At 72.1% G+C, this 11007-nt stretch carries 9 protein-coding genes; 3 read left to right on the plus strand and 6 right to left on the minus strand.

Annotated elements, in window-relative coordinates:
• Positions 1-23 precede the first annotated feature (23 nt).
• Positions 24-2636 carry an ABC transporter permease gene (locus LCE31_RS29380; protein ID WP_225019580.1) on the plus strand — a complete coding sequence of 871 codons (2613 nt, stop codon included), beginning with the start codon at positions 24-26 and terminating at the stop codon, positions 2634-2636.
• 171 nt (positions 2637-2807) lie between these two features.
• On the opposite strand, the gene LCE31_RS29385 is transcribed toward LCE31_RS29380, so the two are convergent.
• Together LCE31_RS29385 and LCE31_RS29390 are read right to left on the minus strand one after the other, a co-directional pair.
• Positions 2808-4100 carry an SAM-dependent methyltransferase gene (locus LCE31_RS29385; protein WP_225019582.1) on the minus strand — a complete coding sequence of 431 codons (1293 nt, stop codon included), beginning with the start codon at positions 4098-4100 and terminating at the stop codon, positions 2808-2810.
• Between the two features lie 326 nt (positions 4101-4426).
• On the minus strand, positions 4427-5827 hold the full coding sequence (locus LCE31_RS29390) for an NAD(P)/FAD-dependent oxidoreductase (RefSeq protein WP_225019584.1): 1401 nt from the start codon (positions 5825-5827) through the stop codon (positions 4427-4429).
• Positions 5828-6364: 537 nt separating this feature from the next.
• On the opposite strand from LCE31_RS29390, the gene LCE31_RS29395 reads away from it, so the two are divergent.
• Positions 6365-6637, plus strand: a complete 273-nt coding sequence (locus LCE31_RS29395) for a type II toxin-antitoxin system Phd/YefM family antitoxin (protein ID WP_225019586.1) — start codon at positions 6365-6367, stop codon at positions 6635-6637.
• Positions 6634-6903 (plus strand): type II toxin-antitoxin system RelE family toxin, encoded by a 270-nt coding sequence (locus LCE31_RS29400; RefSeq protein WP_225019588.1) that lies wholly within the window; start codon positions 6634-6636, stop codon positions 6901-6903. Before LCE31_RS29395 ends, LCE31_RS29400 begins: the two co-directional genes overlap by 4 nt.
• A 38-nt stretch (positions 6904-6941) precedes the next feature.
• Here LCE31_RS29400 and LCE31_RS29405 read toward each other — a convergent pair whose 3' ends face one another.
• The 4 genes from LCE31_RS29405 to eno all read right to left on the minus strand — a co-directional run bounded on the left by LCE31_RS29405 (position 6942) and on the right by eno (position 10699).
• Complete coding sequence (locus tag LCE31_RS29405; protein WP_225019589.1) at positions 6942-7883, minus strand: Ppx/GppA phosphatase family protein; 942 nt, start codon at positions 7881-7883, stop codon at positions 6942-6944.
• On the minus strand, positions 7880-8452 hold the full coding sequence (locus LCE31_RS29410; protein WP_225019591.1) for a DUF501 domain-containing protein: 573 nt from the start codon (positions 8450-8452) through the stop codon (positions 7880-7882). The genes LCE31_RS29405 and LCE31_RS29410 overlap by 4 nt, the downstream gene beginning before the upstream one ends.
• Before the next feature lie 53 nt (positions 8453-8505).
• Positions 8506-9000, minus strand: coding sequence for an FtsB family cell division protein (locus LCE31_RS29415; RefSeq protein ID WP_225019595.1), 495 nt, complete (start codon positions 8998-9000; stop codon positions 8506-8508).
• 403 nt (positions 9001-9403) lie between these two features.
• Positions 9404-10699, minus strand: coding sequence for a phosphopyruvate hydratase (gene eno / locus LCE31_RS29420; RefSeq protein WP_225019593.1), 1296 nt, complete (start codon positions 10697-10699; stop codon positions 9404-9406).
• Positions 10700-11007: the final 308 nt, after the last annotated feature.

The raw sequence follows: 11007 nt of genomic DNA on the forward strand, positions 1-11007 counted from the left end.
GCCCCCTCCCCCGGGACCCCTCCATGCTCCGCACCTCTCTGCGCAACGTCCTGACCCACAAAGCCCGCCTGCTCATGACCGTCCTCGCCATCCTGCTCGGCGTCGCGTTCGTGTCCGGCACACTCGTGTTCACCGACAGCCTCGGCCGCGCCTTCGCCCACCAGACGGCCAAGGACTACGCGGGCGTCGCCGTCTCCGTTTCGACCGAGGACGACCACCGGCTCACGGCGCACGATCTCGACCGGCTGCGCGCGGCTCCCGGCGTGGCCTCCGTCACCGGACGCGTCCACGGCTTCGCCGGTGTCGCGGACCGCGACGGCGAACTCATCGGCAGCGGCTGGTCCAACGAGGGCGGCAACTTCGCGCCCGGCGCCCAGGGCCGCGACCCCTCGTACGACTTCCAGCAGGGCCACGGGCCGCGCGACGCGCACGAGATCGCCCTGGACAAGCAGTCCGCCGCCGACGGCCCCTACCACGTGGGCGACAGAATCCGCGTCGCCTCCGAGGGACCGGTCCGTACGTACACTCTCTCCGGCATCTTCAGCACCGGCGACGGTGCCGTGGAGGCCGGTGGCAGCCTCGTACTCTTCGACACGGCCGAGGCACAGCGCCTCTACGCCGCCGCCGGAGACAAAAGCGGAACGGGCCGCGCAGCCGCGAAGGGCACCGGCGACGACGCGAAGAACCAGGCCGACCAGGCTGAGAAGGCTGAGAAGGCTGTCCAGGCCGACACCTACATGGACGCCTCGATCACGGCGCGCGACGGCGTCTCCGAGGCAGCCGTCCTGCGTGCCGTGAAGCCGCTCCTGCCGCCCCACGCGACCGCCCAGACCGGCAGCCGGCTGGCGGCCGACGAGGCGTCCGCCGCGGCCCGGAGCCTGTCCTCCCTCAACGAGATGCTGCTGGCCTTCGCCGGCATCGCCCTCTTCGTCGGCATCTTCCTGATCTCCAACACCTTCACGATGCTCGTCGCCCAGCGCACCAAGGAACTCGCGCTGCTGCGGGCCATCGGCGCGTCCCGGCGGCAGGTGCGCAGGTCGGTCCTCGCCGAAGCGGCCATCGTGGGCGTCGCCGCGTCCGTCCTCGGGTTCCTGCTCGGTATCGCGCTCGCCGTCGGACTGCGCTCGGCGACGGGGGCGTTCGGGACCCGCTTCCCCGCGGGGCCGCTGGTCGTCGGCCCCGACGCGGTTCTCGCCGCGTTCGGTGTGGGCGTGCTCGTCACGCTGCTCGCGGCCTGGCTGCCGGCCCGGCGCGCGGCGAAGATCCCGCCGGTCGCGGCGATGGGCAGCGCCCATCTGCCCGCCGCGACGCGCTCGCTCGTCGTACGCAACGCGTGCGGCGGCGTCCTGGCGGCGCTGGGCGCCGCCGGTATCGCGGGCGGCGCGTCCGCCGGCGGCGACTCGGGCAGGGAGCTGATCTCGGGCGGCGCGTTCGTACTGCTCCTCGGTGTCATCGTGCTGATCCCGCTGCTGTCGCGGCCCGCGGTGGCGCTCGTGCGCCCGCTGGTGCGCGCCCTGTCCGGTACGCCGGGCACCCTGGCGAGCCGCAACGCGGTCCGCAACCCGCGCCGCACCGGAGCCACCGCCTCCGCGCTCGCCATCGGTCTGACGCTGGTCACCGGGATCACGGTCCTCGCGGTGACGCTCGCGGGCGCCGTCGACCGGTCGACCACCGACAACGTACGGGCCGACTACCGGATCTCGTCGGCGGCGGGCGCCGGCCTCGACACGTCGCTCAGCACGAAGCTCGCGCACACGCCCGGCGTCACGGCGGTCTCCCGGCAGGACGACGCGACCCTGCGGGTGCACGGCAGCTACGACTCGGTGTCCGCCGTCACCCCCGGCGACGTCCAGCGGGTGCTCACCCTGGACATCGTCGACGGCTCCGCGGGGACCCTCGCGGACGGCGGGATCGCGGTCGCCGAGACCACCGCGAAGCACAACGGCTGGCGGGTCGGGCAGACGCTGCCGGTGACCTACGACGACAACCGGAAGGGCACGCTGCGCATCGGCGCCACGTTCAAGGACAACGGGCTCCTCGCCCCGCTGGTCGTCTCCACCTCCGTCGTCGCCGGGCACGAGTCCGAGCACTTCTCCGAGGGCGTGTGGGTGAAGACCGCGGGCGGTGCGAGCGCCGCCCACGAGAAGGCGCTGGTGCACGCGCTCGGCGACAACCCCGCCTACCAGGTCGAGGACCGGCAGGACATCAGGAACGACTACGGCGGCTCCGTCAACACCGCCCTCGGCATCCTGTACGGGCTGCTCGCGATGGCCCTGATCATCGCGGTGCTCGGGGTCGTCAACACCCTCGCGATGTCCGTCTTCGAACGGCAGAAGGAGATCGGCATGCTCCGCGCGATCGGCCTGAACCGGCCGGGCGTCAAGCGGATGGTGCGCGTCGAGGCCGTGGTGATCTCGCTGTACGGCGCGGTACTCGGCATCGGGCTCGGCGTCTTCATCGCCTGGGCGATCGGCCAGACGTTCAAGAACTCGATCCCCGGCTACGCGCTGGAGCTGCCATGGGGCCGCATCCTGGTCTTCCTCGCGCTGTCCGGTGTGGTCGGCGTCCTGGCGTCGGTGTGGCCCGCGCGCAGCGCGGCCCGGCTGGACATGCTCACGGCCGTCAAGACCGACTAGGCGGCTGGACCAGGCACGCGGCTCACACGCTCCCTTGAGTACGCGACGGGCGCGGGTCCCGGAGGAGTTCCCTCCGGGACCCGCGCCCGCTGTGCGCGCATCCGGCGCGCCGGCCGAAACAGCCGGTGCAGCGCCAATCCAGGGCCGGTTCAGCGCCGGTCCGGGGCCATTTCAGCGCCAGTTCAGTGCCCTGCGCGGAGTCCCCGAGACGCCGTCCTCGGTCGTCTTCACCGCGAGGATCTGGTTCACGCCGATCTTGTTGCGCTCGAAGGACACCGCGGACGCCGCCATGTACAGGCGCCATACGCGGGCGCGCCCGGGCGACGTGGCGCGCACCGCGTCCCGCCAGTGCTCCTCCAGGTTGGAGACCCAGCGGCGCAGCGTCAGCGCGTAGTGCTCGCGGATGGACTGCACGTCCCTGGCCTCGAAGCCGGCCTCCTCCAGGGTGGCGAGCGTCCGGCCGACCGGCGCGAGTTCCCCGTCGGGGAAGACGTAGCGGTCGATGAACGCGTCGATCTCGTACGCCTCGTCGTGCGCGAGCGGCCTGCGCGCGATCTGGTGGTTCAGCAGCCGGCCGCCCGGCTTGAGCAGCGCGTACAGGTCGTCCGCGTACTCCCTGAACCGTACGGAGCCGACGTGCTCCGCCATGCCGATCGACGAGATCGCGTCGTAGGGCCCGTCCTTGACGTCCCGGTAGTCCTGGACACGGATGTCGATACGGTCCGTCAGCCCCTCGTCGGCGACGCGCTTTCGCGCGTACGCGGCCTGCTCGCGGGAGAGCGTGACGCCCGTGACGCGGACCCCGTACTCGCGCGCCGCGTGCAGCGCCATGCTGCCCCAGCCGCAGCCGACGTCGAGGAGCCGCTGCCCCTCCTCCAGGTCGAGCTTGCGGCAGACGAGGTCGAGCTTGTCGCGCTGGGCGTCCTCCAGCGTGAAGTCCGGCGCGTCGTCCCAGTAGGCGCACGAGTAGACCATCGAGGGGCCGAGCACCATCTCGTAGAAGTCGTTGCCGACGTCGTAGTGGTGGCTGATGGCCTGCTTGTCACGGCGCTTGGTGCCCCCCCCGCCCGCGCGGCCCCCCCCCCCCGCGGGGGGCGGCGGGGGCGGCGGGGGGGGGCCCGCGAGCTGGAGGAACTGCTTCGCCGCCGAGCGCACCTTCGGATCGAGCACGGACAGCCTGCCCTGCTCGGCGTCCGTGCGCTCCCAGATGAACCCGGCCAGCCGGTCGAGCACCTCGAAGAGGTTGCCCTCGACGTCGATGTCCCCGGCGACCCAGGCCCGCGCGAGGCCCAGCTCGCCCGGCTTCCACATGATGCGGCGCAGGGCCCGCCGGTTGCGGATCACCACGGTCGGCCCCTCCGCGGGGCCGGCCGTACTGCCGTCCCACGCCCGGATGCGCACCGGGGGCGGCCCCCCGATCAGCTCCTCTGTCAGAGCGGACAGCCGCGACGCGGCGTCGGCCATGGCGCACCTCCGTGTTCAGGTCTGGTTTTGTTCAACACCACGTAAACACCGCGGGAGTCCCGTTGCGATCCCGTTGGAGCGTAAGGGGACGGCAAAATACCTGCCCTTACCACGTACCTTGCCACAGGCGGATGACGGGCGGGCAGACTCGGGCGTGCCCGGACGTGACCGTACCCGGCCGGGCCGGGAGCGGACGTGAGAAAGCCGCCCGCACCACGGATGGCGGCCCCCCTTCTCGGTTCTGGGGTGTTTCCGGCGCGTCCTTGAGCCGGCCTGGAGGACCCTCGTGCCCGGTGCGCCCCTCGCGGGGTGTTCCGGGCCGCGGGTCAGACGGCCTTGGCCTTCTCGGGTTCGGCGGGAGCGGCGGGGGCAGCGGCCACCGCGGGCTTCGGGGCCGGCTTCGCGGCCTCGTAGAACTCCTCGCGCGGCGTCTCCATGGCGCCCAGCGACACGACCTCGCGCTTGAGGAACATGCCGAGGGTCCAGTCGGCGATGACCCGGATCTTGCGGTTGAACGTCGGCATCGCCATGCCGTGGTAGCCACGGTGCATGTACCAGGCGAGCCGGCCGCGCAGCTTGATCTTGGTCTTGCCGAAGACGATCATCGCGACGCCCTTGTGCAGGCCGAGGCCCGCCACAGCGCCCTTGTTGGCGTGGCTGTACTCCCGCTGCGGGAAGCCCCGCATGCCGGAGATCACGTTGTCGCCGAGGACCTTCGCCTGACGCAGCGCGTGCTGGGCGTTCGGCGGGCACCAGGCGTTCTCGTTGCCCGCCTTGCGGCCGACCATGTCCGGGACCTGGGCGTTGTCGCCCGCGGCCCAGATGTAGTCGGTGCCCTGCACCTGCAGCGTGGCCGCGGCGTCGACGTGGCCGCGGGGGCCGAGCGGGAGGTTGTAGCGGCCGAGCACCGGGTTGGGCTTGACGCCCGCGGTCCACACGATGGTGTTCGCGTCGACCTCGAGGCCGTTGTTCAGGACGACGTGGCCGTCGACGCAGGAGTCCATGCCGGTCTTGAGGTAGATCTCGACGCCGCGGCTCTCCAGGTGCTCCTTGCCCCAGGTGCCCAGCTTCGGGCCGACCTCGGGAAGGATCTTGTCGGCGACGTCGACGAGGACGAAGCGCATGTCCTCGCGCTTGACGTTGGTGTAGTCCTTGGCCGCGTCGCGGGCCATGTCCTCCACCTCGCCGACGGTCTCGGCGCCGGCGAAGCCGCCCCCGACGAAGACGAAGGTGAGCGCCTTGCGGCGGATCTCCTCGTCCGTCGTGGAGTCGGCCTTGTCGAGCTGCTCCAGTACGTGGTTGCGCAGGCCGATGGCCTCCTCGACACCCTTCATGCCGATGCCCTGCTCGGCGAGGCCGGGGATCGGGAAGGTGCGCGAGACGGCGCCGAGCGCAATCACCAGGTAGTCGAAGGGCAGCTCGTACGCCTCGCCGACGAGCGGCGCGACGGTGGCGACCTTCCGGTCCTGGTCGATGGTGGTGACGCGGCCTGTCAGTACCTCAGCCTTGGGCAGCACGCGCCGCAGCGGGACGACGACGTGCCGAGGCGAGATGTTCCCGGCCGCGGCTTCGGGAAGAAAGGGCTGATACGTCATGTACGAGCGCGGGTCCACGACCGTGACGGTCGCTTCGCCGTACCGCATCTTCTTCAGAATGCGACGAGCCGCGTACAAGCCAACGTACCCACCGCCTACAACGAGGATCCTGGGACGCTCCGTGGTGCTCATGCCATCGAGTATCCACCTGCCCCGGGGGGTGCACTCGTGAGCCCCTTCACAAGAAGGTGGACAGGGTGTGTTACCCTGCGCGTCCCCTTGCCGGGGGTGCCCGCGGGGCCGCATCCCTACCGGACGGTACGTACGCCGGTCACACCCGTGCTGAGCTGCCGCTCCGCCGTTCGCCAGGGGGGCGGGGGCACCCCGGGTTCACCCTGCCGGCACGCGAGTTGGTCCGCTCGTTCGTGCCGGTCCCCGCTCCGTGGAGAGCCTTTCCACCCCGTCGGCGGACATGCCGGGCCCGAGAGGGCAATTTTCCTTGTGAAGAACTTCACGAAGTTTTGATGGAGGCCGCGCGGGACGGCTTCGGACCACCCGCCACACCCCCGCCCAGGACCGCGGCGCGGGCGGGCACAGGGGCTCAGCGCGCGGCCTCCGCGACGCTCCAGGCGATGCCGTCCAGGATGTCGTGCTCGCTGACGACGACCTCGGCCGCCGAGGCTGCACGACGCACTCACGCGTGTACACACTCGCGCGTACACTGGCGTCATGACGGAGAACATCGTGACGGTTCGCGAAGCCCGCGCACACCTGGCGGATCACATCCGTCGCGCCGAGGAAGGCACGCCCACGGTGATCACACGCAATGGCGAGCCCGTGGCCGCCGTGGTGCCCATCGCGGACTTCAACTCCCTTGAAGACGCGGCCGACACGCTGCTGGCCCGGGAGGCGGAGGCAGTCCTGGCGCAGGACGGCCCGACGGTGACCATGGCCGAATTGCTGGCGGACCTGTTCACCGAGCGGACCGAAGGCGCGGCGTGAAGTACGCGTTCCGGTTCACCGCGGCGGCACAACGGCAGCTCCGGGCCATCGACCGGCCGGCCGCCATGCGCATCCTCGCCGCGCTGACGGCTCTCGGCGACGATCCGTACCGCGAGGACGCCGACATCAGGAAACTCACCGGCCCGTCCGGGCTCTACCGGCTCCGGGTGGGCAGTTACCGGGTCGCGTACCAGGTCGACGACGGCCGGCTGGTCGTCCTCGTCATCAAGATCGGCGACCGGCGGGACGTCTACCGGGGCCTCTGACAGCGCGCCCGGTACCGTGGCGCGGGCGGCACGGGGGCTCAGCGCGCGGCCTCCGCGACGCTCCAGGCGATGCCGTCCAGGATGTCGTGCTCGCTGATGACGACCTCGGCCGCCGAGGCGCGTTCCATGACCGCCTGGAGGATCAGGGCGCCCACCCCGATCACGTCCACCCGCCCCGGGTGGATGACCGGATTCGCGGCGCGCTCCGCGTGCGTCGCGGTGAGCAGCGCCGTCGTGATCTCCTCGACCCGCTGGTAGGGCACCCGCGAGCGGTGGATCGCCGCCGAGTCGTACGCGGTGAGGCCCAGCGCGATCGCGCCGACCGTCGTCACCGAGCCGGCCAGTCCGACGAGCGTCGAGGACTCCCGCAGCGGGACGACCGCCTCGGCCTCGTCGAGCGCGCGCTCGACGTCCGCGCGCACCGCCGCGATCTGCCCGGCGGTCGGCGGGTCCGTCAGCCCGCCGTCACGCAGCAGGTGGCGCTCCGTCAGGCGCACGCAGCCGATGTCGACCGAGCGCGCCGCCCGCACCCGCTCGTCGCCGAGCACGAACTCGGTCGAGCCGCCGCCGATGTCGACGACCAACGCGCTCTCGTGCGTGGACAGTTCACGGGTCGCGCCGGTGAAGGAGAGCGAGGCCTCCTCATCACCGGTGACGACCTCGGGCCGCACCCCCAGGATGTCGAGGACACCGCGCACGAAGTCGTCGCGGTTGGAGGCGTCCCGCGACGCGGACGTGGCGACGAAGCGCACACCGGACACGCCGTGCTCGGCGATCACCTCCGCGTACGTGCGGCACGCCGCGAACGTGCGCTCCAGCGCCTCGGGCGCGAGCCGGCCCGTGCGGTCCACGCCCTGCCCCAGCCGGACGATCTCCATCCGCCGGTCCAGGTCGGTCAGCGAACCCGTCTCCGGGTCGGCGTCCGCGACCAGCAGCCTGATCGAGTTGGTGCCGCAGTCGACCGCCGCCACCTTGGTCATTCGCCCGTCTCCGTCTCCGTCGTGGTTTCCTGCGAGCACCGGCCCCCGGCGGACCCGGCCGCCACGCACGGGCCCTTGAGCCACCACTCGGGCAGCAGGGCGATCGCCTCGTCGCCCAGCGGGTTGACGCCGGGGCCCGCGGCCAGGGAGTGCGCCACGAGCACGTGCAGGCACTTCACCCGGTCCGGCATGCCGCCCGCGCTCGGGAAGTTCGCGAGCACCTCGATCGCGTCGCGCCGCGCGAGATAGTCCTCGTGCGCGGCGCGGTAGGCGGCGGCCAGTTCGGGGTCGGCCGCGAGGCGCTCGGTCATCTCCTTCATGACGCCGTTCGCCTCCAGCGTGCCGATCGCGGACGCGGCACGCGGGCAGGTCAGGTAGTACGTGGTCGGGAACGGCGTCCCGTCCGGCAGCCGCGGCGCGGTCTCGACCACGTCGGGCAGCCCGCACGGGCAGCGGTGGGCGATCGCGCGCAGACCGCGCGGCGGCCTTCCGAGCTGCGCCTTGAAAGCGGCGACGTCGTCCGCCGTCGGCGGCTCGGTGCGTCCGGTCTGCGGAGGTGGGGTTTCCATGACTGCTGTGTGCTGCCTTGCTGCTCGTCGGGGACCGCGCGCGGGCCGCGGCCTCAGTTCTTCGCGTCGCCCTTCGCCGCGCCGGCGCCCGCGTCCGTACCGGTGCCGGTACGGACGGCCCCCGCCGCGTCCGCGTGGTCGATGTCGTCCATCATGTTCGCGTACCACGGCCGGTTCGCCGCACCGGCCGCCTGCTGCTCCTGCTTGACCGCGGTCGGCGCGTTCATCGTGTACCCCTTCTCGCCGGGCATCACGAAGTGCAGGCGCTCGCGTGCGAGCCGCTCGATGTAGGCGTCGTCCTGGAGCCTGGCCTTCTCGTCCCGCAACTTCTCGACCTGCGCCTTCGCGTCGCGCGCGGTCCGCTGCTGGTCGGCGATGTCGCCCTGCTGCGCCACGTACTGCCGCATCGGGTACGCGAGCGCGACGACCAGCGTGCACAGCACCAGCGCGAGGAACGCGGCGCGACCGGTGAGCCGGGAGCGGTGCGCCTGGCGGCGGCTCTGCGAGCGGTAGACGCGGGCGGCGGTCTGCTCGCCGAGCACCCGCAGCCGCGTCGCCGTGGAGAACCGGTCCTCGGAGCGGCCACCGGAACGGCTCCCGGCAGAGCGGCCGCCTGCGGAGCGGCCGCCGGGGGGCCGGCCGCCTGCGCTCCGGCCGGCCGCGGGCCGCCCGGCACTCGGGCGCCCGCTTCCCGCGCGTTCGCCGCCGGTGCCCTCGTCCCCGCCCCGGCGCCGGGGAACTCCCGGCCCCCTGACGGGTGTCCGGCCTTCCGCACGGTCACGGGAGCGGCGCTCGCCGGTGCGGTCGCCGGCGCCGTCACGCGCGCCGTCCCGGTCTCCGGTCCGTGCCATGGCCACACTCCCCTGTCACCTGTCGTACGTCCCGTACGTACGTGCGCGTCCCCGGACACGGTACGGGACCATGGCCGGGGACGCGGTGACACAGGCGGTCTCAGCCCTCCGTGCCGCGGAAACGCGGGAACGCGCTGCGGCCCGCGTACAGGGCCGCGTCGTCCAGGATCTCCTCGATGCGCAGCAGCTGGTTGTACTTGGCGACGCGGTCGGAACGGGCCGGGGCGCCGGTCTTGATCTGGCCGCAGTTCACCGCGACGGCCAGGTCGGCGATGGTGACGTCCTCGGTCTCGCCCGAACGGTGCGACATCATGCACTTGAAGCCGTTGCGCTGGGCCAGCTCGACGGCGTCCAGCGTCTCGGTCAGCGAACCGATCTGGTTCACCTTCACCAGCAGGGCGTTGGCCGAGCCCTCCTCGATACCGCGGGCGAGACGCTCGGGGTTGGTGACGAACAGGTCGTCACCCACGATCTGCACCTTGGAGCCGAGCTGCTGGGTGATGTTCTTCCAGCCGGCCCAGTCCTCCTCGTGCAGCGGGTCCTCGATGGAGACCAGCGGGTAGGCCTCGACGAGGTCCGCGTAGTACGCCGTCAGCTCCTCGGCGGACAGGGACTTGCCCTCGAAGGCGTACGAGCCGTCCTTGTAGAACTCGGACGCGGCGACGTCCATGGCGAGCGCGATGTCCCGGCCCGGCACGTACCCGGCCTCGTTGATCGCCTCGAGGATGAGGTCGAGCGCGGCGCGGTTGGACTCCAGGCTGGGCGCGAAGCCGCCCTCGTCGCCCAGGCCGGTGGACAGGCCCTTGTTCTTCAGGACCTTCTTCAGCGTGTGGTACACCTCCGCACCCCAGCGCAGCGCCTCGGAGAAGGACTCCGCGCCGATCGGGGCGATCATGAACTCCTGGATGTCGACATTCGAGTCGGCGTGCGCGCCGCCGTTCAGGATGTTCATCATCGGCACCGGGAGCAGGTGCGCGTTCGGGCCGCCGAGGTAGCGGAAGAGCGGAAGGTCGGACGCCTCGGACGCGGCGTGCGCCACGGCGAGCGAGACGCCGAGGATGGCGTTCGCGCCGAGCGACGACTTGTCGGGGGTGGCGTCCAGGTCGAACATCGCCTGGTCGATGAGGCGCTGTTCGGTGGCGTCGTAGCCGACCAGCTCGGGGCCGATCTGCTCGATCACCGCGAGCACGGCCTTCTCCACACCCTTGCCCTGGTAGCGGTTCTGGTCACCGTCCCGCAGCTCAAGGGCCTCGAAGGCGCCGGTGGAGGCGCCGGAGGGAACGGCGGCACGGCCGGTGCTGCCGTCGTCGAGGCCGACCTCGACCTCGACGGTGGGGTTGCCTCGGGAGTCGAGGATTTCCCGGGCTACGACGACGTCGATCGACGGCACGAGCATCTCCTTCTGGGAAGTGACGTGGGAAACGCAAGGTCTGCGTCCGTAGTCCTTGCGCCAAGAGCCTAACCGGCGCGGGCGCCGGGAAGCGCCCCGGGCAGTCCCCACGCCCATGCGTCCGGAGAGTGGACCGCCGGACGGGTGGCCCTGCGGGGCCGGTCGTGGACGGGTGGCCCGGCGGAGCGGCCCGGCGAGGTGGTCCGGCGAGGTGGCCCTGCGGGCGGACGGCGGCCGGGGCTCCTGGGCGACGGGCTCCGGGCGACGGGCTCCGCGGCGCGGTCACGACGGAGCGGCCCGGCCCTTCTCGGGCC

This window comes from Streptomyces sp. 8L, assembly GCF_020176795.1.
In the GTDB taxonomy this organism is placed as follows: Bacteria; Actinomycetota; Actinomycetes; order Streptomycetales; family Streptomycetaceae; genus Streptomyces.

Excerpts from the sequence above, each read along its gene's own strand:
- LCE31_RS29395 (WP_225019586.1), top strand. The coding sequence starts at position 6,365 with ATGACGGAGAACATCGTGACGGTTCGCGAAGCCCGCGCACACCTGGCG.
- LCE31_RS29410 (WP_225019591.1), bottom strand. The coding sequence starts at position 8,452 with ATGGAAACCCCACCTCCGCAGACCGGACGCACCGAGCCGCCGACGGCG.
- LCE31_RS29390 (WP_225019584.1), bottom strand. The coding sequence starts at position 5,827 with ATGAGCACCACGGAGCGTCCCAGGATCCTCGTTGTAGGCGGTGGGTAC.
- LCE31_RS29405 (WP_225019589.1), bottom strand. The coding sequence starts at position 7,883 with ATGACCAAGGTGGCGGCGGTCGACTGCGGCACCAACTCGATCAGGCTG.
- eno (WP_225019593.1), bottom strand. The coding sequence starts at position 10,699 with ATGCTCGTGCCGTCGATCGACGTCGTCGTAGCCCGGGAAATCCTCGAC.
- LCE31_RS29385 (WP_225019582.1), bottom strand. The coding sequence starts at position 4,100 with ATGGCCGACGCCGCGTCGCGGCTGTCCGCTCTGACAGAGGAGCTGATC.
- LCE31_RS29380 (WP_225019580.1), top strand. The coding sequence starts at position 24 with ATGCTCCGCACCTCTCTGCGCAACGTCCTGACCCACAAAGCCCGCCTG.